The following is a 25,624-nucleotide window of genomic DNA, read 5'->3' as shown; positions in this document are numbered from 1 at the left end:
TGTCCTTATAAAAGAATGCCCGGAATTGAACGGGAGAGGTTCATAGCTTATACCCTCTATAAAAAACTATGGAAACATGACAACTTGCCATGTCCATAAAGGACGTGGCTTTTTCTGTTTTTACATATGTTTTAATAGAATGAATCATAGTGCCTCTCTTGAAATGTGTCGGGAAGATTTTCAGGGAGGAGTTTTTATTACATGACTAATTTTAGAATTGTTGAGAAGCTACAAAAAATTGATGAAGATATCCAGAGCAATCAATTAAAATATCATTCAAAACGTGTTCTCATTAGCAAAGAATTTACGTTTGATGCTGCTCACCATTTACACAACTATGAGGGCAAATGTAAAAACTTACATGGTCATACGTATCGCGCAGTCTTAGGATTGAGTGGTTATACCGATGAACGAGGAATTGTAATTGATTTTGGTGACATCAAGGAGATTTGGAAACAAAAAATAGAGATTTATTTAGATCACCACTATTTAAATGAGACTCTGCCACCGATGAATACGACTGCAGAAAATATTGTTGTCTGGATTTTTGAAAAGTTGAATGAAGCCTTGCTTGATGAACATCGACTTCAAGGGGCACGAGTAGAATTTATTAAGCTATATGAAACTCCAACAAGCTATGCCGAAGCAAGAAGGGAGTGGATGGAAATTGAGTAAAGTACCGGTTTTAGAGATTTTTGGTCCGACGATACAAGGAGAAGGAATGGTGGTTGGTCAGAAGACTATGTTTGTACGCACAGCTGGCTGTGATTATTCTTGTTCCTGGTGTGACTCATCTTTTACATGGGATGGCAGTGGCAAACACCTTATTGTTCAAATGACAGCAGAAGAGATTTGGTCAGAGTTAAAACGCCTTGGGGGAAATGGCTTTTCATTTGTCACAATTTCAGGAGGAAACCCTGCACTTCTGCGCAATCTGGAATCGCTTGTTAAAGTTTTAAAAGAGAATAATATAAAGATTGGCGTTGAGACACAGGGAAGCAAGTGGCAAGATTGGTTGTATGAAGTAGATGAATTAACAATTTCACCTAAGCCCCCTAGTTCCGGCATGAAGACCGACTTTTCTATGCTCTCTTATATTTTGGAAAAGCTTAGAGATAGAAGCAACAATCAGAGTATCTCTCTTAAAATTGTGGTCTTTAATGAAGAAGATTATGCCTATGCTAAACAAGTACACCTTCAATTTCCGAGTACTCCTTTTTATCTTCAGGTTGGAAATGATGATATTACATCTAATAATACATCAGAATTGGTTGAGCATTTATTGGAAAAATACGAACAGTTAATCGATAAAGTAATGATGGATACAGAATTAAAAAATGTGAAGGTATTACCCCAGCTGCATACACTTATCTGGGGAAATAAAAGAGGTGTCTAGCAAAAAAAGAGCTCGATCATACCGAGCTCTTATTGCTATAAATTAATCATAATTAAATGATGATTTTGAGGGTCTTTTCTTTAGCTGCATTTTTTTATGTGTCGTGGCTCTTCTAATATTCCTGTAGTCACGGTTTTTCTTTTTCTTGTTTTTTACTTTCCTCATATTTCTTCATATACTCTTGATATTCTTTCTCTACATCTGAAGTTGCTGGAAGAAAGGGTTCTTTACTTGAATCGATACGTTTCCCATACCTAATCATTTGATAAATAATCATACCGTTATTAGGCTTGCCGTTAAACGTAACCATTGGGACTATATCAAATAGTACATAATAAAAGGCATAAAAAACAAAGCGATCCCAAAATGTTTTGTATTCTTCTGCCCAGCCATTGGCAATTAAAAAGTTGATTGTAAGACCTAAGAAGAGATTAATTAGTATAGGACCTGAATAAATACAAATATAGGAAAACTTGCTTTCATATTTCAACTCATCATACGAAAACCAACTATAAATATGATAGTTTTTACGAATATCGAACATCCCAAGTTTCATAAATCTTGGTCCAGATCCGATTGTTAATCTTGGTTCTTTTACACCAAAAAGCCAACTTACAATTATATAGCCCATTTCCCGAAGAAATACAACAACAGGCAATATAATAAATGCAGAAATGATAAGTGAGATAAGGTCAGATATTCCGAACATAATATTCTATACCCTCCCTATAAATACTTATATGTTGTTACCCCTCACTAATTTTCCAAAACATAAGCAAGCGCTCTCTTTTAATCACTCCTGATTCAACAATCCATAAATAAAAGAAATAATAAATGCATGAAAAAAGAAAAAGAGGGTAGAGATACGTTGTAATCATAATGGAGAGGTGTTGAAGTGTAATGTCTGAAAAATTATTTACTTCTACTGCTACTGCATCAGGGGGTAGAGAAGGGAAAGTACAATCTGAAGATGGAGTAATCCATTTCGATACAGCGATGCCAGGTACACCACGTGCAAAGAAGATTGAAAATGCAACAAATCCGGAACAATTATTTGCCGCTGGGTATGCCGCTTGTTTTGATAGTGCTCTCCAATCAACAGCAAGTAAAGCCCGTATCAAGTTTACCTCTGAAGTGACAGCTAATGTTAGTCTGTTAAAGGACGAACAGGATCAAGGTTTTAAACTTGGCGTTGTTTTACAAGTAAAAGGGACAGGTATTGAGCGTGAAAAATTAGAAGAGCTTGTATATAAAGCACATGAAGTATGTCCTTATTCAAAAGCCACTAGAAAGAATATTGAGGTAACGCTGGAAGTTATTTAAAATTAGTTAGCTATTCTGTTAAAGCTATGCTCAGAATAGCTTTTTTTAATTCTAAAATCCTTTTACTTTTCTTAAAAAAATTCTCTAAATAATCGGTTCTCCTTACCCTATTACTTAATGATTTTTAAGATCAAATTTACGCTTTTAATAATTTTATGTGAATATTTAGTTTAATGCTGTGTAATTTAGGGAATAGGATAATTGACTCTAAATTTCTGACAAATGTTCCTAATAAATAGAGGGGCGCTTTTTTAGGTGTGGAAAAAACGGTTAAACGTAAAACATATTCTATTAGAGTACTTGCTAGATAGGGTTAGGATACTTTTGTACAAAAGTAGGAATCAAGCGAAGCTTAAAGAATGGAAATCAGCCTAGCTAAAAACAGTATTCTTATGAAAGTAACCGTCATTTCATTGAATAACAGCAAGACAGCAGTAAAGTATTACAGCTCGGATTTGCTGCTTAAGAACGAAAGGATGCGATTCATTTGAAGCAAAAAATACTATTTATTTCTGATCATGGCGATCCTTTAATTCCGCTTGGAAGTAAACAGGCAGGCGGACAGAATAATTATGTGAAACATTTAGCATTGCAGCTTGATGAGCTTGGGTACAGTGTAGATATTGTTACCCATTGGAGCAATGAACAAAAGCCGGCTGTTGAACAGCTGGGAGAGCGTAGTAAAGTGTACAGATTTGCTGGAGGTCAAAAAGGCTTTGTTGATAAGCAGCAGATGTTTGCTATACTGCCTAGCATTTATGAAGAAATGAAAGAGACATTAGATTTAAGCAGCTATGACGTTGTTCATACTCATTACTGGTTATCCGGTGTACTCGCATATTATCTCCAAAAAGAATATTCTTTCTACTGGTGCCACACAAATCATTCACTTGCAATTGCAAAAGAGCAAGGTACAGGATTTATTGATCAAAAGCGCAAGCATTTTGAAAAGATAATTATGCAAAAAGCCGATGTTGTCCTCGCTACAACTCCAAACGAGAAAAAACAAATTGAAGTTTTCACAAAACATGTAAGCGAAGTATCTGTTGTGCCGGTGGGAGTATCACCGGTTTATTTAGCGGCATCAGAAGATACGAAACAATTTACATTTCCATATTATTTTTATGCGGGGCGTCTTGAAACATCAAAAGGAATTTTTGATCTTTTAAATGCATACCGACATATGTTAAAAAAGAACGATGTACCAGATAATGTGAAGCTACTTATTGCAGGGGGCTGTCCAGAATCGGTTGATTTAAATAATTTTAGTCCAAAAAGTGAAAAGCTAAAAGAAGCAATAAAAGGAATGGAAGATCGCGTGCTATTCCTCGGCCCAAAAACCGAGAAACAGTTAAAAAGTCTTTATGCAGGTGCATTAGTTACGATTATGCCATCTCATTATGAATCTTTTGGAATGGTAGCAGCAGAAGCTCAGGCATGTGGTTGTCCGGTAATTGCGACACATGTGGGTGGATTAAAAGACGTTGTTAAATCAGGCGTAACAGGATTCCATATTCCAAAAGCCAATATGCAAAAGTTAAGTGAAAGCATGGTCTATTTCTTAAAGAATTCTCAGCAAGTATTAAAAATGCGTCGTGATGCTAAGGAATATGCAAAAAGAGAATTTAACTGGACGCTTATTTCCCGCAAAGTAAAGGAGCTGTATGAACGTAAAAATGCCTACGTATCCCTACCTTAAACCTCGTATTTTAGCTACAGATTTAGATAATACAATTGTTAGTGAAAAGGTATCCCACAAAGATCTTTGGGAAACGTTAGCACTGGAAAATACATCTCTTATATATATTACAGGAAGATATAAGCAGTCCGCGATGGATTTAATTGAGCGTGAACAACTGCCGAAACCGGATATTTTAATATGCGATGTCGGTGCTTCTATTTATGTTGGTCCAACATATGAGCTTGACGAAGATTGGGCACGCAATATTAAGCAAAATGATTTTGAACAGGTTAAAACAATAGCCACATCTATTGGAATTGCACGGCAGCCTATAAATACCCCATGGCGTCTTGCTTATTTTGCAGAGAGTAAGCAAGTTCAAATACTTAAAAAAACAGTCCAACAGCTTAATTTGGCAGTGGATATTGTGTTTAGCAGTGACAAAGACGTAGATATACTTCCTGCTAATATTAATAAAGGGTCTGCCCTCACATATATACTTAAAAAGTGCCAATATGATGGAAAGGTTGTTGTAGCTGGTGATTCCGAAAATGATCTCAGTTTATTCAAACTCGGCTATCCAGCCATTGCAGTTGGAAATGCTTGTGACGCTATTTTAAAGCTGCCAGAATCACAGCATATCCATTTTGCTACTGAACATGCAGCAGCTGGCATTAAGGAAGTATGGACTAAAATATACGGTCCATTATCTCAGTAGATTAAATAATAGGTGACAAGCAGTTAGAGCTGTTAGTAGTTTCTTTCATTAAAAAATTATTTTGAACTATAGGCAATTAAATAGGTCTCAATTGAATCCTTTCATACGTTAGTAAAGAAACATCAACATTATGGAAGGAGGATATAATTGGTTAATAGAAACTGGTTTGAATCATTTGATGATGAAAGCGTTCAAGCGTTCCAAGGTTTTGGGCAACAACTACCGGTCCAAACAGCTCCTACTCAATTTGGATCACCGCAAATGTCACCTACAAGACATTATGTTCAAAGAAATGTAACGAATATGGTGGTGCCACATGTTCATCCATCTCATTTAACAACGGTTAACCAACAATACATTAATAATCAGCATTATTTCCCACATACGGAATCCGTAAGACATGAATGCTATGAAACACATACAATGTGTGGAACACCATTTAGACCGGGCGGATGCGGCTGTTCAAAACGTAGAGGTTGGTAATTCAAACTTCACTCCAAAAGTAAACGTCGTATAAGACATTTAATGTTTATTGAAAAATATATAATAGCACCGTCCAAATAGAGGATAGTGCTATTATTTTCAGTTTTATAAATTCCACCATATTTTGTATATTTTATTTACTTTATAAATACATTGAAAGAAAATAACTCATATAAGGAGAAATTATTATTCCAAAAATCGCTTCAGTTAGTTCATATAAACCGCCATTCACGTTAGCTCAATCTAATATTGAGCAACTAACGAAAGAGCTTTTTCAACATAAGATTTCAAGACTAGATCGTTTATTAAAGGTTTTTGAAAATGGTGAAATAAAGACACGTAATTTCTGTGTTCCACCAGATTGGTATCGAGAAGAACATACTTTTGAAGAACGTAATGAGCTTTATATTCAGTTAGCTACAGAATATAGTGTGGAAGTAATTAAGAAATGTTTAACAAATCGATCGTTTTTAAAAGAGGATATTTCTACTGAAGATATCGATGCCATATTCTTTATTAGTAGTACAGGCATTTCTACGCCAAGTATAGAGGCGCGAGTAATGAATATCCTTCCATTTTCAAATCAGCTTGTTAGAATCCCAATATGGGGATTAGGTTGTGCTGGTGGAGCATCGGGAATTAGTAGAGCGTTTGATTACTGCAAAGCTTATCCAGATGCAAAAGTGCTCGTAGTTTGTGTGGAACTATGCAGCCTCACGTTCCAAAAGGAAGACTATTCAAAAAGTAATTTAGTAGGAGCATCGTTATTTGCAGATGGTGCTGCTTGTGCTCTCGTATGTGGGGACAATGTAGAGTTTGGTCAGGATATATCAGTCCCTCATATTATTGGACGAGGCTCCAAATGGATGCCGGATTCTGAAGATGTAATGGGTTGGGATGTTAAAAATAGTGGATTACATGTAGTATTTTCCAAAAACATACCCGTGATTATTTCAAAATGGCTAGGTCCGTTTATTCATGAGTTTTTAAATAAGCATGACGTTTTACCCGAGCAAATCGATAATTTTGTTGCACATCCTGGTGGAAAAAAAGTTTTGCAAGCATATGAAGAGGCACTTCAGCTCACATCAGAGCATACAAATGTTTCACGTGAAATATTACAGGCTAATGGAAACATGTCATCACCAACGGTACTTTATGTATTAGAGGAATATATGTTAAAGAAAAATAAGCAAAACACACTGGGTCTCTTAGTAGCTCTAGGTCCCGGCTTTAGTGGAGAAGTAGTTTTATTAGAATGGAGGGAGTAAACTGTTTTTTTATTTAGTACTAGCTTTTATTATTATACAAAGATTAGTCGAACTGCTTATAGCCAAAAGAAATGAGAAATCTATGTTGGCGAAGGGGGCATATGAGGTTGGTGCTTCCCATTATCCATTCATGATTTTACTCCACGTGAGTTTCTTTGTAAGCCTTATAGTAGAGGTAATCTACTTTACAGGACAACTTACACCACATTATATTTTATTGTTCATCTTTTTGTTACTACAATTACTAAGAGTATGGTGTTTAGCGTCACTAGGTCCATTTTGGAATACAAAAATTATAATCTTACCTGGAGCCAATGTTGTTGTTAAAGGTCCCTATTCATATATTAGACATCCAAATTACTTAGTTGTCTGTTTGGAAATCGCTGTAATTCCACTCATGTTCCAAGCATATTTTACAGCAATCTGCTTTACTATTTTAAATTTGATTATTCTCTCCATCCGTATTCCTTTAGAGGAAAAAGCTTTAAAAGAAGTAACAGACTATGGTTCACCATTAAACCAAAATTTAAAAAATCGGTAACAATCACGCACTAATTCTTCATTGAATTAGTGTTTTTTTTATTTTATGTATAATTTTTTGACATCAGGGTAAATAACTTACAGATTGACTTTGTTGAAGTTCAAATCTAATACTTTATCCAACAGGAGGGGTCTTTTTGAAAGCAGTAACGTACCAAGGTGCCAAAAAAGTAGAAGTAAAAGAAGTTCCTGATGCAAAAATTGAAAAGCCAGATGACATTATTGTACGTATTACCTCTACGGCAATATGCGGATCAGATCTCCATATTTATCGTGGGGCAATCCCAACGAGAGAAGATTTTGTTATTGGACATGAACCGATGGGAATCGTGGAAGAAGTCGGACCTGATGTGACGAAAGTAAAAAAAGGAGACCGAGTTGTTATTCCTTTTAATGTTGCATGCGGTGAATGCTTCTACTGCCAAAATCAGTTGGAAAGCCAATGTGACAATGCCAATGAAAATCCAGCTATTGATTCGGGTGCCTATTTTGGCTATACAGAGCGCTACGGCAATTTCCCAGGTGGACAGGCGGAATACCTCCGTGTACCGTACGGAAACTTCATACCATTTAAAGTACCAGACAACTGTGAACTAGAAGATGAGGCATTACTGTTTATATCGGATGTATTGCCGACTGCCTATTGGAGTGTAGAGCATGCAGGAGTGAAAAAGGGCGATACAGTTATTGTATTAGGATCAGGACCGATTGGATTAATGGTACAAAAATTTGCGTGGATGAAAGGTGCTAAACGTGTATTAGTAGTAGATCCTCTTTCATATCGTCTAGACCATGCAAAACGAACAAATAATGTTGAAATATTTAACTTTGATGATTTTGACGATGTAGGAAATCACCTTCATGAAATTACACATGGAGGAGCAGATGTAGTAATTGACTGTGTAGGGATGGACGGTAAAATGTCGCTTGTAGAGAAGGCACAGCAAAAACTGAAATTGCAAGGCGGAACATTGAGTGCGATTGATGTAGGGATAAAAGCTGTTAGAAAGTTTGGTACAATTCAGCTTACAGGTGTATATGGTTCAAAGTACAACATGTTCCCATTAGGCAATATATTTGAGCGCAATGTAACGGTGAAAATGGGTCAAGCACCTGCAATTCATTATAGTCCTATGCTGTATGAAATGGTTGCCGAAGGAAAGATTGATCCAACAGAGATTATTACGCATAAAGTGCCATTATCTGAAGCAAGTGAAGCCTATCAAAAGTTCCACGATCACGAAGATCAAAGCATTAAGTTTATATTAAAACCTTAAATAAAGAGCTCTCTAATTGATGAATCACCTAATTGTTGCTATAGCAATGATTAGGTGATTTTTATATAAAAACTATAGACGAATTGATGCTCTTTTTCATGCTTCCATAGTATGATGGGATTATGTTGGAAAAGGAGTGAATATGTTAATGAAGAAATTTTATTGGATGTTTTTTATGGCCATTTTAATGCTAGGGTTAGCTGCATGTGGTACTGAAACAACAGATAATACCGAGCAAGGAAGCGCGGAAGACTACACAGCTGCTATAACAGAAAATCCAATTGTGACAATTACGATGGAAAATGATGAGAAAATCGTTATTGAATTAGAGCCGAAAACTGCACCAAATACTGTGGCTAACTTTATTTCTCTTGTAGAAGAAGGATTTTATGATGGACTTATTTTTCATCGGGTCATTCCAGGATTTATGGTACAAGGTGGAGACCCAGACGGAACAGGTATGGGAGGCCCCGACTATTCAATTAAAGGGGAATTTTCATCAAATGGATTTGAAAATACACTGACACATGAGCGTGGTGTTTTATCAATGGCTCGTACACAACAGCCGGATTCAGCAGGTTCTCAGTTCTTTATTATGGTTGAGGCGGCAACTCATTTAGATGGCGATTATGCATCTTTTGGTAAAGTCATTGAAGGGATGGAAGTTGTCGATAAAATCGTTGCAGTTGAGCGAGATGGTAGCGATAAACCTAAAGAAGATCAAATAATGAAAACTGTAGAAGTAGATACGAAAGGCTTTGATTATCCCGAGCCAGTTGTACAAAAATAGGAAAGAAGTGACCGGTTAATTTTAGTCGGTCACTTCTTTTTAAATTTTGCGGCAGCTATTAAGTATTCAGAAGGTAATATTAATAGTTGATTGATATCATGAAATCCCTCGTTTTCTTGAAAGGCTTCTACAATTCGATAACCTATACAGTAGCCAATCCAAGGTGGTAGGTTTAAAGCAATATCTCCAAACAAATAAGCTCTATGTTCATGTAACCCCCGTATATGCAGGGCAGGGGCAAAGTGGGAATTCCAATAGCTAATGGCTTCTTCCATAGAATAACGCTTCGTCCATGAACTTATAGCGTACTCCCCAAATAAGCTTTCAACTGCATGCTCCGCTAACCCTTCCATAATTACAGAATCAAGTAATGTAGGAGGTTCTGAAATGAAGCGTCGCCTACAAATGTGGTGATATTCATGCGCAAGTAAGGCATGTAGCTCCTTTATCGTAATCCTTGAAGAAATAAATAAACAAATACCGAATGGGTAGGCGACGCCATTTTTTACAAAGCCATTTTTAATGGGCAAAATAGCAATGGGTACATCCGGTCCATCCCATGCAAGCATAAGTTGTTCAAATAATCTCTCAGCGATGTGCCAAACATCTAATGTTAAGGGCAATTCGCCATTTTGAAGAAGACCTTGTTGTAACAACTCAAATTGAACAGCCTCGGGTGGTTGCTGAGGAAAAATAGACTGTACAGAGTGATAGGCAAGTTGTTCGCGTTGATCGTTTTTTTCAAATAACATTTTTGTATCGAGAATTGGCATGATGTCCTCCTTTTTCTTTTAGTGTATGACTTAGACGATAGGCTCGTATGTGCTTAAAGCCTGAACATATAGTAGAAAAAAGTATGGAAGGGAGGTACACTGATGAATCCACAAGATGCATATAATTTATGCTGTCAATATCAAGGTAAGCGGGTGAGAATATCCGATAATTGCGGAAATACTCATGTTGGCCGGATTACAAAGGTCGACAATCGACAAGTTTGGATTATGCCTGATAATAATGGGTATGGTATAGGATTTTGGGGTTTTGGGCCTGGTGCCGGCTTTGGCTATGGTATTGCATTAGGAGCAATTACTGGAATCGCATTAGCAGGACTATTCTTCATATAGAATGAAAAAAAGCTGTCTTGGATTAACTTCCAGACAGCTTTCTTTGAGTATTTTATTTGTTATTTGTGAAGAAAATGGCGATAGTGCCACGCCCAACATGTGCCCCAATGACAGCCCCGATTGTTGTCGTTTCAATTGCCTTAGGTTGTAGGGCATCTTGAATGGCAGCCTTTACTTCGTGCATTAATTCTTCATCATTACTATGTGAAATACCAACGACTTTATTTGTAAAGTCGCCACCGCGATCTTTCATCAGTGCAATCATTCGTTGTGTAGCTTTTTTAAATCCACGTGTTTTTTCAAGCGGGATTAGCTTACCATCTTCCATATTTAGAATCGGTTTGATGTTTAGTAACCCACCCATAAAAGCACTTGATTTCGAAACACGCCCACCTTTTGCCAAATAATTTAAATCCCCAACAGTAAACAAATGCTCCATTGAATTTGCCATAGCTGTTAGTTGATCTACCGCTTCTTCAAATCCGATACCCAATTTATTTAATCGAACTGCCTCTTTCACAACTAAACCTAAGCCGAAGGAAGCACACTTTGTATCAATAATAGCTAATTTCAAGTTAGGATAATTTTCTAGTACTTGGTTTTTTGCGAGTATAGCGGTTTGGCATGTACCTGACAACTCTGATGAGAAGGCTAAATAGATACCTTCCTCTCCTGATTTTGCTAATTGTTCAAATGTGTTTAAAAAAACTTCCAATGAAACTTGTGATGTTTTTGGTTGTTCACCTTCACTAATGGCAGCGTATACTTGGTCTGTCGAAATGCCAATAATATCATCGTACTCAACGCCTCTTACTAATACACGTAGTGGGAAAAGATGAACATCTTCCTTATCAAAAAATGATTTAGATAAGTCCGATCCACTATCTGCAAAAATTTTCATAAACATCCCCCTAATCTCATTCAAATTTAATTTTAACTTGAATTTCTGGATTGAACTATTTATATTTGTCATGTCTTGCTCATAATATTTATCCTATTTCTCTATTATATGCAAAGAATGATGATTAACATTCTTACAAAATATTCTAATAATTTATCCAAGCTTCGCTAGTATATAATAGAAGGAAAAGAACATTCTTAATAAATATAACTTAAAAATATTGAAAAAAATACTCTGTAATTGTTAGAAAATAAAAATAATTTATATTCCTCTAATACGTAAATTGCTTGAAAATGTTAAAACTTTTCTCGCAAATGTCAACCTTTTCATATGCGTACTTACAGCAATCTGTATATATTTTAATCTTTTCGCAATTGTGTTACACTACAATAAGGTAATAACAGATCTAGAATGAATGGACCCGCCTCCTTTTTTAGATTGTCGATAGTAAATTAGAGCGCTTACATTATTCTAAAAATCTTAATATATATAAAGGGAAGGTAAAAATGAGTAACAAGCATATTAAATCAGACGTTATCTTAATTGGTGCCGGAATTATGAGTGCAACTTTAGGTACAATGCTTAAAGAATTAGCACCAGATTGGAAAATCAAAGTATTTGAGAATTTAGCAAAAGCAGGTGAGGAGAGCTCTCACGAATTAAACAATGCCGGAACTGGGCATGCAGCTTTATGTGAGCTTAACTACACAAGCGAGAAAAAAGACGGAACAATCGATATTACAAAAGCGATTAATGTTAACACGCAATTCCAAGATTCACTACAATTTTGGTCGCATTTAGTTAACACAAAGCAAATCGAAAAACCAGAAAATTTCATTATGCCATTACCACATATGAGTATGGTACAAGGTGCTAGCAATGTTGAGTATCTTAAAAAGCGTCATGCAGCAATGACTGCTAACCCATTATTCGAAGGTATGGAGTTCTCTGATGATCCTGAAACATTAAAACAGTGGATTCCATTAATTATGAATGAACGTAAATCAAATGAGCCAATTGCTGCAACTAAAATTGACTCTGGTACGGATGTGAACTTTGGTGCGTTAACTCGTACTTTAATCGCAAACTTGCAAAAACAAGATGTAGACGTAAACTACAATCATAATGTTACTGACGTTAAACGTTTAAAAGACGGTTCTTGGGAAGTAAAAGTCCATAACAAGGAAAACGGTAAAGTAGAATACCATACGTCGAAATTTGTGTTCTTAGGAGCTGGAGGCGGTAGCTTAGAGTTACTGCAAAAGTCTGGCATTCCCGAATCAAAACATATCGGTGGGTTCCCAATTTCAGGTTTATTCCTAGTTTGTAAAAACGAAGAAATTATTAATCAACACCATGCAAAAGTATACGGTAAAGCAGCAGTAGGTGCACCACCGATGTCAGTACCTCACTTAGATACTCGTTATATCGATGGTCAAAAGTCATTATTATTCGGACCGTTTGCAGGCTTCTCTCCGAAGTTCTTAAAAACTGGTTCAAACATGGACTTATTTGCTTCAATTAAACCGCATAACTTATTTACATTACTTGCTTGTGGTGTGAAAGAAATGTCGTTGAGCAAGTATTTAGTTTCTCAGTTAGTTCTTTCAAAAGAAGCACGTATGGAGGAATTACGTCAATTCATTCCTACTGCTAAGTCAGAAGACTGGGAAATCAGTGTTGCAGGTCAACGTGTTCAAGTTATTAAAGACACAGACGCTGGTAAAGGTACATTACAATTTGGTACGGAAGTAGTAACTGCACACGACGGATCAATTGCAGCTTTACTAGGTGCATCTCCAGGTGCTTCTACAGCGGTATCTGTAATGTTAAAAGTAATCAAACAATGTTTCCCAGAAGAATTAAAAACTTGGGAGCCTAAGATTAAAGAGATGATTCCTTCTTACGGCGAAAACCTTGTTGAAAATACAGCACTTCTTAAAGAAATACATGAAACAACAACTAAAGCATTAGGTTTACAAAAAGCATAATTAATAATAGAGAGAACCTTTAATCAATGTCAGATTAAAGGTTCTTTTTTCATTCTCGTAAATGCGCTATAGTACAAAGATAAGGGAAGGGGAGAAACACTATGCATAAGTTGGATTATGCTTCACCGATAGGGGTTATTGAGATAGTCGGTACAGAACAATTTATTTCATCGGTATTATTTGTGGAAAGAGAAATTCAGTTTTTACAAACGAATGAAACACCTGCATTATTAGTCGATTGCTATAAAGAGTTGGATGAATATTTTAGAGGTCAACGTCTAGAGTTCACTGTATTTTATAAACTTGAAGGTACAGCTTTTCAAATTTCCGTATGGAAAGCATTAAAAAATGTACATTACGGTCAAACTGCTTCATATAAAGAAATTGCCCAGCAAATAGAAAATGTTAAAGCGGTACGTGCTGTCGGTATGACTAATAGCAGAAATAGGATATGTATTATCGTCCCTTGCCATAGAATAATAGGGGCAAATGGCAAGCTGACAGGATATGCAGGAGGTTTATGGCGTAAAGAATGGTTGCTGAACCATGAGTTAAAACATCAATATATTTTATCGTGATAAAATATATTGGTATAATAAGAAGTAAGATATGAGGTGAATTAATGAACGAGCAACAATATGATAAGTTTTTAAATATTCAAACGGTAGGCTTTCAGTATGGGTTTCCAAAGCTAGCAAAGTATCATCGCTATGAACCGACCCCATATAGTGGGCTTGAACAATTATTTGAAACATATGAAATGCCATTGAATGCTCGATTCCTCGATATTGGGTGCGGGAAAGGCCGTGTCCCGATTTATATATACAATCGTTTCCGTATTCCTGTCATAGGGATTGAAATGGATCAAAAATTCTTTGCAGAAGCCGAACATAATGCCGAGCAATACTTGAAAAAAATCAAAAAGAAGAAAGCACCTATTCAATTTTTGAACATCATTGCAGAAACATATGAAATTAAAAAGCAGGATAATGTTTTTTTCTTTTTCAATCCTTTTTCCATTCATGTTTTTCGCGAATTTATTAATCTCCTTTTTAAGTCATTCAAATTATATCCAAGAACTATTGATATAATTTTATATTACCCTTCCCCTGACTATATGCATTTTTTACTAGAAGAAAAAATGCTGGAATGTTATTTAAATATAAAACTCCGACATGAAAAAAATGAAAATGAACGAATCGTCGTTTTTCGTATTATGAACGAATAATGACGGTTTTTTTATAGTCTTTAAATATACAAAATTTACAGAAAAATCACACTAGACTAATAATTTAGTATCGTATACAATACAGAAGTTGGAATAAATGAGAATTTTATTGCAATGTCATCTATTCTGAATATTTAAAAATTAGATTGTAGGAACTTGAAAGATTGAGTATAATTATCTGAAATATCAAATATTTCAAGTTTACTAAGGGGGAAATAATAATGGCAAAGCACAACAAAACAAAAAAGTACGGGTCATTATTCATGGCAACAGCACTATTAACTGGGCTTTTAGCAGGATGTGGAACTGATGATTCCGGTTCTTCTGGTTCAAGTGGAAGTGGCAATACAGCAGGAGAAACTATAAAAATTGGTGCAAACTTAGAATTATCCGGTGCGGTTGGTTCTTACGGGTCATCTATTAATGATGGAGCAAAATTAGCAATTGATGAAATCAATGCATCAGGTGGTATTGATGGTAAGCAAATTGAATATATTCCTATCGACAATAAATCAGAAACAGCTGAGGCAACATCTGCAGCGATTAAGCTAGCGGAGCAGGAAAAAGTAGTGGCAATGTTAGCGCCTGCAACTTCTGGTAACTCTGTTGCAACTGTGCAAATTGCAAATAACCATAAAGTTCCGATGGTTACTGGATCAGGTACAGCTCCGAATGTAACAGTGAATGATGACGGAACAGTAAATGAATATGCATTCCGTACATGTTTCATCGATCCATTCCAAGGTACAGTAGCAGCAAACTTTGCGACAAATGAATTAGGTGCTAAAAATGTAGCAATTTTTGCGGATAATGCATCTGATTATGCGAAAGGTTTAGCTGCATCATTCAAAGAAACAATTACAGCAAACGGCGGTACAGTTGTTACTGAAGAGGCGTATGTTGCAAAGGATGTTGACTTTAAATCTCAATTAACGAACATTAAAGGGAAAAATCCTGACTTCATCTTCATTCCTGGATATTACGAAGAGGTTGGAATAATCGTAAAGCAAGCACGTGAAGCAGGTATTACCGTTCCATTAATGGGCGCTGACGGTTGGGACTCTCCTAAATTAATCGAATTAGCCGGAGCGGATGCTTTAAATAATACTTTCATTACAAATCACTATTCATCTGAAGATCCAGATGCAAAAATTCAGGATTTCGTTAAAGCCTTCAATGATAAATATAGTCAGGCGCCTAATGCATTCCACGCTTTAGGTTATGATTCAATTTACTTTATCGTAGATGCTATTAAACGTGTAGATGGAGATGTTACGAGTGAAGCAGTTCAAAAACAGCTAGCATCAACGAAAGATTTAAGTTTAGTAACAGGTACTTTCACAGTTGACGAAAACCACAACCCAGTAAAATCAGCTACAGTTCTAGAATTCGTAGACGGTAAACAACAGTTCAACTCTAAAGTTAATCCTTAATTTTTTTCAAGTAAGGGGGGGCGGAACTTGCCTCCCTTTTTCGTATTTTCATAGTTAATAGTTGAAAAGGAAGTGAACTTTATGGAGTGGATTCAACAATTAGTGAACGGGATTTCGCTAGGTAGTATTTATGCGCTCATCGCTTTAGGCTATACGATGGTGTATGGGATTATTAAATTAATCAACTTTGCCCATGGTGACGTTTTTATGCTAGGTGCCTTTATTGGTTTTTATGCAATTGCACGTTGGGAAATGAACATATTTTTAGCCCTTATTTTAGCAATGATTTTATGTGCCGTTATCGGAGTAATTATTGAGCGTGTCGCCTATAAGAGACTGCGAAATGCGACGCGTATAGCAGCACTTATAACGGCCATTGGGGTATCACTGTTAATTGAGTACACAGTAATTTTCTTCCGAGGATCGTCTCCAGAGGCATATCCGACAGTGTTTACAACGAAGAATATTGAAATTTTTGGTGTTCAAATTAGCACACTAGCCATATTCATTTTGTCTGTATCGATCTTTTTAATGCTTCTCCTACAATTCATTGTTCACAAGACGAAAATCGGAAAAGCGATGCGTGCAGTATCACATGACGCTGATGCAGCCCGCTTAATGGGTATTAACGTTGACAATACAATATCTGCAACATTTGCCATTGGTTCTGCTTTAGCAGGAGCAGCCGGTGTGATTTTTGGTATTTACTATACTCGTATCGACCCATTAATGGGGATTATGCCGGGAATTAAGGCATTTATCGCAGCCGTTTTAGGCGGTATAGGAATTATTCCAGGGGCGATGGTAGGCGGTCTTGTTCTTGGAGTAGTAGAAACCGTTGTTTCTGCACTAGGCTATTCTTTATGGCGGGATGCAGCCGCATTCGTCATTCTTATTTTAATTCTAATTTTACGTCCAGCGGGTATTTTCGGTAAAAATACACGCGAGAAAGTGTAGGTGAACAGCATGAAAAAATCAAAAATCTTTTGGGGTTATGCCGTCCTAGCACTTGTTATTTATGCAGTTGTTCAATTATTAATCTCAAATGGTGTTATTCAGAACTACTATCAAAATATGTTTATCGCAATGTGTATTAATATTATTTTAGCAGTTAGTTTACATGTCATAATCGGGGTTACAGGTCAATTTTCGATAGGGCATGCAGGATTTTTAGCAGTCGGTGCTTACATATCGGCAATTTGTACAATGAAGTTTGGCATGCCATTTATTACAGCAATTTTAATTGGTGCAATTGTTGCCGCACTGGCTGGACTATTGGTTGGAATTCCATCTCTTCGTTTAAAAGGGGACTACTTAGCCATTGCAACGCTCGGATTTGCGGAGATTATTCGAATTGTATTTGTTAATACGGACTATGTAGGAGGAGCTGCAGGTTTGCAAGTGACTCACCAATCAACGTGGACATATGCATTCTTTGGCGTATTCATAACTATTTTAGTCATTTCCAACTTCACGAATTCCCGGCATGGTCGCGCATGTATATCCATACGGGAAGATGAAATTGCTGCTGATGCAATGGGAATTAACACGACCTATTACAAAGTAGTCGCATTTGCAATTGGATCATTTTTTGCCGGCGTTGCGGGTGCAATTTACGCCCATAACTACTATATAATTCAGCCAACTGCATTTGGATTTTTAAAATCCTTTGATATTTTAATATTCGTCGTTTTAGGCGGGTTAGGAAGTTTATCAGGATCTGTAATTGCTGCGATTTTATTAACCGTCGTTTCAACGTATTTACAGGACTTCCCGGAGACACGAATGATTATTTATTCATTAATTCTAATCTTAGTTATGTTATATCGTCCGACGGGATTATTAGGTTCAAAAGAAATTACAGCATACTTTAAGTTTGGTAAAAAGGGAGGTACACGCGTATGAGTGCACTTCTAACCGTAGAGAATTTAGGTATTCAATTTGGTGGATTAAAGGCTGTTCAAAACGTTGAATTGTACATGAATCAAGGTGAATTAATCGGTCTTATAGGTCCAAATGGAGCAGGTAAGACAACGACATTTAATATGCTAACCGGTGTTTATTCGCCAACAGAAGGAAAGATTATGTTTGATGGCAAATCAATAGGAGGCCTTGATCCATATAAAGTAACACGCCAAGGAATTAGTCGTACATTCCAAAATATCCGCCTATTTAAGGAGTTATCGGTCCTGGATAATGTAAAGGTGGCAAACCACGGTTTAGCGAAGCACAACTTAGTTTCAAGCATTTTCCGCTTACCAAGCCATTTTAAAGGCGAGGAGAAGATGGAAGAGGAGTCATTGGCTTTTTTAAAGATATTCGGGCTGGATGTTTACCGTGATGAGCTTGCAAAAAACTTGCCGTACGGGATGCAACGTCGTTTGGAAATTGCTCGTGCATTGGCAGCAGCTCCAAAGCTATTATTATTAGATGAGCCAGCAGCTGGAATGAATGCAAAGGAAACACATGATTTAATGGAGCTTATTGCGTTCATCCGCAAGGAATTTGATTTAACGATTTTATTAATCGAACATGATATGAACTTGGTTATGGGTATTTGTGAGCGTATTTACGTGCTGGATCACGGTCAATTAATTGCAAACGGGACACCGGCAGAAATTCGTTCAAACCCGAAAGTAATTGAAGCTTACTTAGGTGAGGAGGTTACAGAATAATATGCTAAAAATCAATGATATTGATGTTTTCTATGGTAATATTCAGGCATTGAAAGGAATCTCCCTCGAAGTAAATGAAGGTGAAATTGTTACATTAATTGGGGCGAATGGGGCAGGGAAAAGCACTTTACTTAAAACAATTTCCGGATTACTAAAGCCAAAGCGTGGCTCAATTGAATATTTAGGTTCTGCAATTGATGGTAAGCCGGCACAATCTATTGTAAAGTCAGGAATTTCTCATGTACCGGAAGGAAGACGTGTATTTTCAAATATGTCGGTAGAGGAAAATTTGGAGCTAGGTGCTTATTTACGCTCTGATCGAGACGGGATTAAAAAGGATTTGGCCCATGTTTACGAATTGTTTCCTCGTCTTTTAGAACGTCGTAAACAGCTTTCAGGGACCCTTTCAGGTGGTGAGCAGCAAATGCTTGCGATGGGGCGCGCTTTAATGGCTAAGCCAAAACTAATCATTATGGATGAGCCATCAATGGGCTTGGCACCATTAATGGTAAAAAATATATTTAATATTATCGAGATGGTTAATAAAGAAGGTGTTACTGTATTACTAGTAGAGCAAAATGCGAATATGGCATTATCTGTTGCGCACCGTGCCTATGTTTTAGAAACAGGTAAAATAGTGCTTGCAGGTTCTGCGAAGGAACTGCAGGAAAGTGATGAAGTAAGAGCCGCTTATTTAGGTGGATTATAAAAACTGAAAGAAGGCTGGTTAAAAGTATAATTGACTTTTAACCAGCCTTCTTTATATGTAAGTATGTAAACTATTGCTACCAAATAATCGCTTCTTCATCTGGATACTTTAATGTCAGCTCTACTTCATAGAAAGATTGCTTTGATAAGCTTGTTACATCTAAAAGCTGCTGAATTAATACTTTATAAGTCTCGTCTTCTGTTAAAAGACGCAATGCAAATGAATTTATATGTTTTTCGCGTTCTTCTTTAGATAATGAAAGATACTCCAGATTCAATATATCCACATACTGTGGGGCATACTGATGAAACAGTGGTGACTTCGTATGTAACGTTGTTAAAAACAACATATAATGGTCCTCTGGAAAAAATGAAGAGATGGATTCGGCTACAAGTGCCTGGAACTTGCGAACTGTAGTTACCGCCATACTCCACTCCGAATCATCTACTGTTTCTTTATAAAGTGAAATGAAATCATTTAATGCAAGCGCAGAAAAAATGAGCTCAGGGACAAATAAAGGCACACTGTAATAAATATTTTTTTCAGGATAAATTGCATGTATCTTCTTCAGCACATTTTTATTTATCCCATTTGAAATATAATCAATGCCATGTTCCCCTTTAGAAGCTTGGCGTAACTTTAAGCAAACGGCTAATAATCGTTGCCTTACACCTTCATAATGGAAATAGCGCTTTTCTTCCCCGATGACCTCGTAAACTGCATGTATTAAATTATCCAAATCCCAATAGTCCCCACTTACCGTTAATCCTGTTAAGTTCTCAGTTGGCTGTATTGTTAGCATAACGATGCCTCCTATGCCTAGTAAGCAGCTCTCCCGGTTAAGGGAGAGGATTACTTATTGTTTTGGTGTATAATTCAGTAATTTGAATAGTTCATTTTTTTCTTTTTCCGTAAGATTACGCCATTGTCCAACCTTTAGATTTCCAATATGAATATTCATGATACGGATGCGTTGAAGTCTTTGTACAGAATATCCCAGTGCCGAGCACATACGACGAATTTGGCGGTTTAAACCTTGCTCCAAAATAATTTTGAAAACTTGTGAAGAAACTTTTTCGACACGGCAAGGTAATGTCGTAGTATCCAAAATTTCCACACCTGCGCTCATGTCTTTAATGAATTTGTCGGTAATCGGTTTATCGACTTGTACGACATACTCTTTTTCATGATGATTTTCTGCACGTAAAATTTCGTTTACAATGTCACCATCGTTTGTAAGAAGGAGCAATCCTTCTGAGTCTTTGTCTAAACGACCAATATGGAAAATACGCAATGGATGGTTTACAAAATCAACGACATTGCCTTGAATATGCTTTTCCGTAGTACTTGTAATGCCAACAGGCTTGTTCAGAACGATATACACTAACTGCTCTTCTCTTTTTACAAGTTTGCCATCTACAAATACTTCGTCACCTGGTTCTACTTGGCTACCATTTGTTGCAAGGATGCCATTTATCTTTACACGTCCATCTTCTACCCATTTATCTGCACCGCGACGAGATACGATGCCGGTTTCTGCTAAATATTTATTTATACGCATAATTTTTTCACCTACTAATAGAATATCTTCAGTATACATGAAATGACTTATAAATTCGTCTCACGTTGTTTTAAATTATTCATATTAATTCAGAACTAATGATTTAAATTGTTCGAGTGGCATAGAATTTTGAACAGGAATCCGGGGTACATATAACCGAGGGCTCGTTATTTTTGCTTTACCACCCTTATTTAAAAATGCTAGCGAAATATTATTTTCTATAAATGTAGCTTCATGATTTTTATTAAATTTCCCGTATGGATAAGAATAGTACTGTGCTTGTATATTAGGGTCAATTTGCTTTAGTACTTCATTCGTTTGCTGGATATCATAATGCAGATCTTTAGCTGATGTAAGCTGGAGCTGACTTCTATTTAATGCATCATTGTAAACATGCAGCGCATAAGTATGATGCTCGATTTCAATAAGGTCCATTACACTTTGGAGTTCTTTAAATCCTGCAAATTGTACTATTTCTGCCTCACTGTTAAATGGGGGAGTTTCTTCTTTTACCCGATTCCCAATGACAAAGGTAGTACCATGCATATTGTTTTCCTTTAAAATGGGATAGACCATTTTCTCCAGAGATAAATTGGCATCATCGAAAGTGAGGGCGACTGCTTTTGCAGGAAGTGCCTGCTTCTTTTGCATCCACTGGTCTAAATCCTTTAAAGAAATAGTCGTATAGCCTTCATTTTTCAAAAATATCATTTGCTTTTCAAAGTCTACAATATCAACAACAGAGATATTATTACGGAAGTAGGATTTTTGAATGTTTTCCACAAAGTGGTGATAAATTAAAATAGGAACACCAGCGTCAACCTGCATTTTTTTAATAGGAACATATCCAAGCTTTCCACCAATAACAACCTCATAAAAATAGCCTTTTACGCCATTGGAGCTAATACGTGTATTAGCGCTTAATGTAGCAATTTGTCTACTACTATTGCGATGGGAATTATAAACGGGTGTGGAGTCATTGGTTAAAATCTGTATTTTATTATTGTTTTGCGCAGGAGTAATTTTTTCATTTATGCTTTTCGCATCTTGTTTATCGATATGAACCTTTGCATTACCAATTTCGATCATCCAGGTTAGATCCTCTATAGTAGCGAGGTATGTTTCCCCTTTTTTTAAAGTAATGTACTTTACTTCTTGGTTATTATGCAAATAAAAATAGGCCGTTGTATCCTTTTCTATTTTTACTGTTTCTTGTGCCGAAGCGTATGTAACATTTGGAAAGATAAATGATAAAAACAATAAAATAAAAAGTGTACTAAAATGTTTCATTTGTCTACTTCCTTTTGGTTGATAGTAATAATTACCAGTATAGCAGAATATTTAAAATAAAATATTCTTAAAATTGTAGTTTAATATTTGAAATTATTGGATTCTTCTGACAATATAATAGTTAGAGATACCTCTCACAACAAGGTGAGCTATTAAATAAAAAACCTGTAGATGAGGGTATGGTCACAACAATTTTTGCAAAGGGGAGAGAATTCAATGGCAGCAGTGTATCACAATCCTAACACAGATGGCGCATTAGTGAATTTTAAGGAGCGCTATGACAACTTTATTGGTGGTAAATGGACACCTCCAGTAAAAGGGGAGTATTTTGACAATATAACACCGGTTACTGGAAAAGTTTTTACGCAAGTTGCTCGTTCAACTGAAGAGGATATCGAACTCGCATTAGATGCAGCGCATGCAGCAAAGGATGCATGGGGTAAGACATCTGCCGCAGAGCGATCAAACATTTTACTGAAGATTGCTGATCGTATGGAACAAAACTTAGAAATGTTAGCGGTTGCAGAAACATGGGACAATGGTAAAGCTGTACGGGAAACATTAAATGCAGATTTACCACTTGGTATTGATCATTTCCGATATTTTGCGGGGGTATTACGTGCACAAGAGGGATCGATTAGTCAGATTGATGATAATACAGTTGCTTATCATTTCCATGAGCCAATCGGAGTTGTAGGACAAATTATACCGTGGAACTTCCCTTTACTTATGGCAATATGGAAGTTGGCGCCAGCACTTGCTGCAGGAAACTGTGTTGTATTAAAGCCGGCTGAGCAAACGCCAACATCGATTTTAGTGTTAGTTGAGTTAATTGAAGATTTACTGCCACCTGGTGTAGTGAATGTTGTGAATGGTTTTGGTTTAGAAGCAGGTAAGCCACTGGCATCTAGTCCACGTATCGGAAAAATTGCCTTTACAGGGGAAACGACGACAGGGCGCCTCATTATGCAGTATGCTTCACAAAACTTAATCCCTGTTACATTAGAGTTAGGTGGTAAATCACCAAATATATTCTTTGAAGATATTATGGAGGCAGACGATGCCTTTTTGGACAAAGCCGTGGAGGGTTTCGTATTGTTCGCTTTAAACCAAGGGGAAGTATGTACTTGTCCATCTCGTGCACTTATTCAAGAGTCGATTTATGAGAAATTCATGGATCGTGTATTGAAGCGTGTTGAAGCGATTAAAACAGGAAATCCTTTAGATACAGATACAATGATGGGTGCTCAGGCTTCTTCAGAGCAAATGGAAAAAATCCAATCGTATTTACAAATTGGAAAAGAAGAAGGTGCTGAATGCTTAATCGGTGGCGAGAAAAATGATCTTGGCGGCGATTATGCAAACGGTTACTATATTAAGCCAACTGTATTTAAAGGTCATAATAAAATGCGTATTTTCCAAGAAGAAATTTTTGGTCCAGTCGTTGCAGTAACAACGTTTAAAACGAAAGAAGAAGCTTTAGAAATCGCAAATGATACACTTTATGGCTTAGGCGCGGGTGTGTGGACGCGTGATATGAATACTGCCTATCGCTTTGGACGTGGTATTGAAGCTGGACGTGTATGGACCAATTGCTATCATGCATATCCGGCCCATGCAGCATTTGGTGGGTACAAAATGAGTGGTATCGGTCGTGAAAATCATAAAATGATGTTAAGTCATTACCAACAAACGAAAAATCTTTTAGTAAGCTATGATGAAAACCGCTTAGGCTTCTTCTAAGAGAGGGGGGTGCGATTTTGGTTGAACGTGTAACCGCAACCGATGCAGCACTACAATTAATTGAGAAGTTAAAGGAACGTCATGGACCGATTATGTTTCATCAATCGGGAGGGTGTTGTGATGGCTCATCGCCAATGTGCTATCCAGATGGCGATTTAATAATTGGTAATCAGGATGTGCTGCTCGGCCATATTGGGGATAGTCCGTTTTATATGCATAAAAATCAATATGATTATTGGAAGCATACCCAAATTATAATTGATGTTGTAGCTGGACGGGGCGGGATGTTTTCATTGGAAGGTGTCGAGGGAAAACGCTTTTTGTCAAGATCACGTGCATTTACAAAAGAAGAGCTTGAACAGCTTTAAGGATAATGTGAAGAGTAAACGCTGATGGATTTCCATTGGTGTTTACTTTTTTTTACAAACAAATGCATTATTTTTCACCTCAAATATTTAGGCGTATAATAATGGTTAGGAGTGTGAAGATATGGAAAAGTCATCTTTTATTCAATTGCTTAGCCAAAATTATGAGCGGATGGAGCTCTTTTTCGGGACAAATGAAACCAGTAATATTCGAATACCTTTAGCTAATCAGTTTACATTTTCACGTGAAACATTTAATGGATCAAAATTTGAGGATAGTGTTAAAAAAATACATAAGCAAAAACCAAAGAAAAAGTTGCTCGATATTTTATCACCATCCAATAATATATCTGCATTGACTTATAGAATTTTAGTGCATCTTGTATTACATCCAGAACCCGAGCAAGAGCTGAAACGCTTAATCTCAAATGAAAAGTTGCTAATAAAGGCCGGATTTAAAAATAGTGCCTATCAAAATATAGCTGCGTTATTTTTAACAGATGAAGATCATGCATTTCGAGCAAAGAAGTTGCATACAGAAATGAAAAAACATCACTATTTTTTAACTGGCAAAGATGACATTCCCTACGCAGTATTATTAACGAATCAGTCCAGTAATTATGGAACTTTGGCTGAAACGATGCGGCAATATTATGATGGCTTGCAGAAAGAAGGTTTTAAAATTGGTGATTCATTACAGGCGATGACCCAGCTTTTGGCACTATATCAAGAGGAGTTTCAGCCTACTTTAATCGAATATACTGTTGCGATTAAACAATCATTTACTAACAAAAAGGTAAAGGTAGGGAAGAAGTTTTATCCATATTTGGCCTTGCTCGCTTTAGTAGCTGCAACCTCTGAAGTAGTGGATGAAATTATTGAGCTATCCCAGGAATTAAAGAGTCTATCTATGTTTGCAAGGGAAAAGGAATATGCGTTAATAACGGCAACCCACTATGTACTGGATAGCTTAATAGAAAACAATCAATTAGCTGATTTTAATGATAGTCTACTTTTTATGCAAGCAGTTGATATGAGTAATTTCATTAATGATATGACATTTTTTTTAGCATTGGATATTCTCGATATATTTATTTAAATCGGGTAAATAATATAGAGGAGGGA

Annotated in this window: 28 protein-coding genes and 1 riboswitch; of the genes, 22 read left to right on the top strand and 6 right to left on the bottom strand. The window is 36.5% G+C overall.

Going from position 1 to position 25,624, the window contains the following annotated elements:
* The first annotated feature begins 29 nt into the window (after positions 1 to 29).
* Positions 30 to 76, top strand: a riboswitch (PreQ1 riboswitch).
* Positions 77 to 201: 125 nt separating this feature from the next.
* Complete coding sequence (gene queD, locus MKY13_RS19785) at positions 202 to 675, top strand: 6-carboxytetrahydropterin synthase QueD (protein ID WP_191701091.1); 474 nt, start codon at positions 202 to 204, stop codon at positions 673 to 675.
* On the top strand, positions 668 to 1,396 hold the full coding sequence (queE, locus tag MKY13_RS19780; RefSeq protein ID WP_339214574.1) for a 7-carboxy-7-deazaguanine synthase QueE: 729 nt from the start codon (positions 668 to 670) through the stop codon (positions 1,394 to 1,396). The genes queD and queE overlap by 8 nt, the downstream gene beginning before the upstream one ends.
* Positions 1,397 to 1,523: 127 nt before the next feature.
* On the opposite strand, the gene MKY13_RS19775 is transcribed toward queE, so the two are convergent.
* The gene (locus MKY13_RS19775; RefSeq protein ID WP_191701093.1) at positions 1,524 to 2,105 is read right to left on the bottom strand and encodes a hypothetical protein; all 582 of its coding nucleotides are present in this window, start codon (positions 2,103 to 2,105) and stop codon (positions 1,524 to 1,526) included.
* A gap of 191 nt (positions 2,106 to 2,296) precedes the next feature.
* Here MKY13_RS19775 and MKY13_RS19770 point away from each other — a divergent pair, with 191 nt between their 5' ends.
* The 8 genes from MKY13_RS19770 to MKY13_RS19735 all read left to right on the top strand — a co-directional run bounded on the left by MKY13_RS19770 (position 2,297) and on the right by MKY13_RS19735 (position 9,479).
* Positions 2,297 to 2,719: an organic hydroperoxide resistance protein gene (locus MKY13_RS19770; protein ID WP_191701094.1), complete on the top strand. Its 423-nt coding sequence runs from the start codon at positions 2,297 to 2,299 to the stop codon at positions 2,717 to 2,719.
* 487 nt (positions 2,720 to 3,206) lie between these two features.
* Positions 3,207 to 4,418 carry a glycosyltransferase gene (locus MKY13_RS19765; RefSeq protein WP_339214572.1) on the top strand — a complete coding sequence of 404 codons (1,212 nt, stop codon included), beginning with the start codon at positions 3,207 to 3,209 and terminating at the stop codon, positions 4,416 to 4,418.
* Entirely contained in the window at positions 4,384 to 5,118 is a 735-nt protein-coding gene (locus MKY13_RS19760; protein ID WP_339214570.1) for an HAD-IIB family hydrolase, read from the top strand. The genes MKY13_RS19765 and MKY13_RS19760 overlap by 35 nt, the downstream gene beginning before the upstream one ends.
* Before the next feature lie 147 nt (positions 5,119 to 5,265).
* Complete coding sequence (locus tag MKY13_RS19755; RefSeq protein WP_225231330.1) at positions 5,266 to 5,601, top strand: CotD family spore coat protein; 336 nt, start codon at positions 5,266 to 5,268, stop codon at positions 5,599 to 5,601.
* A 188-nt stretch (positions 5,602 to 5,789) separates the two neighbouring features.
* Positions 5,790 to 6,872, top strand: coding sequence for a 3-oxoacyl-[acyl-carrier-protein] synthase III C-terminal domain-containing protein (locus MKY13_RS19750; protein WP_339216976.1), 1,083 nt, complete (start codon positions 5,790 to 5,792; stop codon positions 6,870 to 6,872).
* Between the two features lie 82 nt (positions 6,873 to 6,954).
* Complete coding sequence (locus MKY13_RS19745) at positions 6,955 to 7,413, top strand: isoprenylcysteine carboxylmethyltransferase family protein (RefSeq protein WP_339214567.1); 459 nt, start codon at positions 6,955 to 6,957, stop codon at positions 7,411 to 7,413.
* 136 nt (positions 7,414 to 7,549) lie between these two features.
* A complete protein-coding gene (locus tag MKY13_RS19740) occupies positions 7,550 to 8,689 on the top strand; it encodes a zinc-dependent alcohol dehydrogenase (protein WP_339214565.1) in 1,140 nt (379 codons plus the stop codon).
* Positions 8,690 to 8,837: 148 nt separating this feature from the next.
* Positions 8,838 to 9,479 carry a peptidylprolyl isomerase gene (locus MKY13_RS19735; RefSeq protein ID WP_339214563.1) on the top strand — a complete coding sequence of 214 codons (642 nt, stop codon included), beginning with the start codon at positions 8,838 to 8,840 and terminating at the stop codon, positions 9,477 to 9,479.
* Between the two features lie 29 nt (positions 9,480 to 9,508).
* On the opposite strand, the gene MKY13_RS19730 is transcribed toward MKY13_RS19735, so the two are convergent.
* Positions 9,509 to 10,252 carry a DUF2268 domain-containing putative Zn-dependent protease gene (locus tag MKY13_RS19730; protein WP_339214562.1) on the bottom strand — a complete coding sequence of 248 codons (744 nt, stop codon included), beginning with the start codon at positions 10,250 to 10,252 and terminating at the stop codon, positions 9,509 to 9,511.
* 102 nt (positions 10,253 to 10,354) lie between these two features.
* Here MKY13_RS19730 and MKY13_RS19725 point away from each other — a divergent pair, with 102 nt between their 5' ends.
* Positions 10,355 to 10,603 carry a hypothetical protein gene (locus MKY13_RS19725; RefSeq protein WP_191701101.1) on the top strand — a complete coding sequence of 83 codons (249 nt, stop codon included), beginning with the start codon at positions 10,355 to 10,357 and terminating at the stop codon, positions 10,601 to 10,603.
* Positions 10,604 to 10,655: 52 nt separating this feature from the next.
* Here the strand turns inward: MKY13_RS19725 and MKY13_RS19720 are convergent, their stop codons facing one another.
* A complete protein-coding gene (locus MKY13_RS19720) occupies positions 10,656 to 11,504 on the bottom strand; it encodes a DegV family protein (RefSeq protein ID WP_339214559.1) in 849 nt (282 codons plus the stop codon).
* A gap of 485 nt (positions 11,505 to 11,989) precedes the next feature.
* Here MKY13_RS19720 and MKY13_RS19715 point away from each other — a divergent pair, with 485 nt between their 5' ends.
* The 8 genes from MKY13_RS19715 to MKY13_RS19680 all read left to right on the top strand — a co-directional run bounded on the left by MKY13_RS19715 (position 11,990) and on the right by MKY13_RS19680 (position 19,540).
* A complete protein-coding gene (locus tag MKY13_RS19715) occupies positions 11,990 to 13,495 on the top strand; it encodes a malate:quinone oxidoreductase (RefSeq protein WP_339216974.1) in 1,506 nt (501 codons plus the stop codon).
* A gap of 101 nt (positions 13,496 to 13,596) precedes the next feature.
* The gene (locus MKY13_RS19710; RefSeq protein ID WP_339214557.1) at positions 13,597 to 14,073 is read left to right on the top strand and encodes a methylated-DNA--[protein]-cysteine S-methyltransferase; all 477 of its coding nucleotides are present in this window, start codon (positions 13,597 to 13,599) and stop codon (positions 14,071 to 14,073) included.
* Positions 14,074 to 14,117: 44 nt separating this feature from the next.
* Positions 14,118 to 14,723, top strand: a complete 606-nt coding sequence (locus MKY13_RS19705; RefSeq protein ID WP_339214555.1) for a class I SAM-dependent methyltransferase — start codon at positions 14,118 to 14,120, stop codon at positions 14,721 to 14,723.
* A 221-nt stretch (positions 14,724 to 14,944) separates the two neighbouring features.
* Entirely contained in the window at positions 14,945 to 16,156 is a 1,212-nt protein-coding gene (locus tag MKY13_RS19700) for an ABC transporter substrate-binding protein (protein WP_339214554.1), read from the top strand.
* An 81-nt stretch (positions 16,157 to 16,237) separates the two neighbouring features.
* Positions 16,238 to 17,113: a branched-chain amino acid ABC transporter permease gene (locus MKY13_RS19695; protein ID WP_339214551.1), complete on the top strand. Its 876-nt coding sequence runs from the start codon at positions 16,238 to 16,240 to the stop codon at positions 17,111 to 17,113.
* Positions 17,114 to 17,122: 9 nt separating this feature from the next.
* Positions 17,123 to 18,061, top strand: coding sequence for a branched-chain amino acid ABC transporter permease (locus tag MKY13_RS19690; protein WP_191701108.1), 939 nt, complete (start codon positions 17,123 to 17,125; stop codon positions 18,059 to 18,061).
* Positions 18,058 to 18,831 (top strand): ABC transporter ATP-binding protein, encoded by a 774-nt coding sequence (locus MKY13_RS19685; RefSeq protein ID WP_191701109.1) that lies wholly within the window; start codon positions 18,058 to 18,060, stop codon positions 18,829 to 18,831. The genes MKY13_RS19690 and MKY13_RS19685 overlap by 4 nt, the downstream gene beginning before the upstream one ends.
* Before the next feature lies 1 nt (position 18,832).
* Positions 18,833 to 19,540: an ABC transporter ATP-binding protein gene (locus tag MKY13_RS19680; protein ID WP_191701110.1), complete on the top strand. Its 708-nt coding sequence runs from the start codon at positions 18,833 to 18,835 to the stop codon at positions 19,538 to 19,540.
* A gap of 76 nt (positions 19,541 to 19,616) precedes the next feature.
* On the opposite strand, the gene MKY13_RS19675 is transcribed toward MKY13_RS19680, so the two are convergent.
* From MKY13_RS19675 to MKY13_RS19665, 3 genes are all read right to left on the bottom strand, one after another.
* Positions 19,617 to 20,342, bottom strand: coding sequence for a hypothetical protein (locus MKY13_RS19675; protein ID WP_191701111.1), 726 nt, complete (start codon positions 20,340 to 20,342; stop codon positions 19,617 to 19,619).
* A 54-nt stretch (positions 20,343 to 20,396) separates the two neighbouring features.
* Positions 20,397 to 21,101 carry a 23S rRNA pseudouridine(2604) synthase RluF gene (gene rluF, locus MKY13_RS19670; RefSeq protein WP_339214546.1) on the bottom strand — a complete coding sequence of 235 codons (705 nt, stop codon included), beginning with the start codon at positions 21,099 to 21,101 and terminating at the stop codon, positions 20,397 to 20,399.
* Positions 21,102 to 21,185: 84 nt separating this feature from the next.
* Entirely contained in the window at positions 21,186 to 22,391 is a 1,206-nt protein-coding gene (locus MKY13_RS19665) for a polysaccharide deacetylase family protein (protein ID WP_339214544.1), read from the bottom strand.
* A 216-nt stretch (positions 22,392 to 22,607) separates the two neighbouring features.
* Here MKY13_RS19665 and adh point away from each other — a divergent pair, with 216 nt between their 5' ends.
* The 3 genes from adh (at position 22,608) to MKY13_RS19650 (ending at position 25,598) form a co-directional block, all read left to right on the top strand.
* Complete coding sequence (adh, locus tag MKY13_RS19660; protein WP_191701114.1) at positions 22,608 to 24,134, top strand: aldehyde dehydrogenase; 1,527 nt, start codon at positions 22,608 to 22,610, stop codon at positions 24,132 to 24,134.
* Positions 24,135 to 24,151: 17 nt separating this feature from the next.
* Entirely contained in the window at positions 24,152 to 24,502 is a 351-nt protein-coding gene (locus MKY13_RS19655) for a DUF779 domain-containing protein (RefSeq protein WP_191701115.1), read from the top strand.
* A 121-nt stretch (positions 24,503 to 24,623) separates the two neighbouring features.
* Positions 24,624 to 25,598 carry a DUF4003 family protein gene (locus tag MKY13_RS19650; protein ID WP_339214542.1) on the top strand — a complete coding sequence of 325 codons (975 nt, stop codon included), beginning with the start codon at positions 24,624 to 24,626 and terminating at the stop codon, positions 25,596 to 25,598.
* Positions 25,599 to 25,624 lie beyond the last annotated feature (26 nt).

Origin of the sequence: Solibacillus sp. FSL W8-0372 (genome assembly GCF_037969735.1) — a bacterium.
Lineage (GTDB): Bacteria > Bacillota > Bacilli > Bacillales_A > Planococcaceae > Solibacillus > Solibacillus faecavium.
Note: the sequence above shows the minus strand (reverse complement) of the source record. Positions and strands in the feature narration are given on the sequence as shown.

Excerpts from the sequence above, each read along its gene's own strand:
- MKY13_RS19730 (WP_339214562.1), bottom strand. The coding sequence starts at position 10,252 with ATGCCAATTCTCGATACAAAAATGTTATTTGAAAAAAACGATCAACGC.
- MKY13_RS19665 (WP_339214544.1), bottom strand. The coding sequence starts at position 22,391 with ATGAAACATTTTAGTACACTTTTTATTTTATTGTTTTTATCATTTATC.
- MKY13_RS19675 (WP_191701111.1), bottom strand. The coding sequence starts at position 20,342 with ATGCTAACAATACAGCCAACTGAGAACTTAACAGGATTAACGGTAAGT.
- MKY13_RS19775 (WP_191701093.1), bottom strand. The coding sequence starts at position 2,105 with ATGTTCGGAATATCTGACCTTATCTCACTTATCATTTCTGCATTTATT.
- queD (WP_191701091.1), top strand. The coding sequence starts at position 202 with ATGACTAATTTTAGAATTGTTGAGAAGCTACAAAAAATTGATGAAGAT.
- MKY13_RS19695 (WP_339214551.1), top strand. The coding sequence starts at position 16,238 with ATGGAGTGGATTCAACAATTAGTGAACGGGATTTCGCTAGGTAGTATT.
- MKY13_RS19710 (WP_339214557.1), top strand. The coding sequence starts at position 13,597 with ATGCATAAGTTGGATTATGCTTCACCGATAGGGGTTATTGAGATAGTC.
- MKY13_RS19745 (WP_339214567.1), top strand. The coding sequence starts at position 6,955 with ATGTTGGCGAAGGGGGCATATGAGGTTGGTGCTTCCCATTATCCATTC.
- MKY13_RS19705 (WP_339214555.1), top strand. The coding sequence starts at position 14,118 with ATGAACGAGCAACAATATGATAAGTTTTTAAATATTCAAACGGTAGGC.
- MKY13_RS19770 (WP_191701094.1), top strand. The coding sequence starts at position 2,297 with ATGTCTGAAAAATTATTTACTTCTACTGCTACTGCATCAGGGGGTAGA.
- MKY13_RS19720 (WP_339214559.1), bottom strand. The coding sequence starts at position 11,504 with ATGAAAATTTTTGCAGATAGTGGATCGGACTTATCTAAATCATTTTTT.
- MKY13_RS19760 (WP_339214570.1), top strand. The coding sequence starts at position 4,384 with ATGAACGTAAAAATGCCTACGTATCCCTACCTTAAACCTCGTATTTTA.
- MKY13_RS19685 (WP_191701109.1), top strand. The coding sequence starts at position 18,058 with ATGAGTGCACTTCTAACCGTAGAGAATTTAGGTATTCAATTTGGTGGA.
- rluF (WP_339214546.1), bottom strand. The coding sequence starts at position 21,101 with ATGCGTATAAATAAATATTTAGCAGAAACCGGCATCGTATCTCGTCGC.
- MKY13_RS19680 (WP_191701110.1), top strand. The coding sequence starts at position 18,833 with ATGCTAAAAATCAATGATATTGATGTTTTCTATGGTAATATTCAGGCA.
- MKY13_RS19690 (WP_191701108.1), top strand. The coding sequence starts at position 17,123 with ATGAAAAAATCAAAAATCTTTTGGGGTTATGCCGTCCTAGCACTTGTT.
- MKY13_RS19700 (WP_339214554.1), top strand. The coding sequence starts at position 14,945 with ATGGCAAAGCACAACAAAACAAAAAAGTACGGGTCATTATTCATGGCA.
- MKY13_RS19650 (WP_339214542.1), top strand. The coding sequence starts at position 24,624 with ATGGAAAAGTCATCTTTTATTCAATTGCTTAGCCAAAATTATGAGCGG.
- adh (WP_191701114.1), top strand. The coding sequence starts at position 22,608 with ATGGCAGCAGTGTATCACAATCCTAACACAGATGGCGCATTAGTGAAT.
- MKY13_RS19725 (WP_191701101.1), top strand. The coding sequence starts at position 10,355 with ATGAATCCACAAGATGCATATAATTTATGCTGTCAATATCAAGGTAAG.
- MKY13_RS19735 (WP_339214563.1), top strand. The coding sequence starts at position 8,838 with ATGAAGAAATTTTATTGGATGTTTTTTATGGCCATTTTAATGCTAGGG.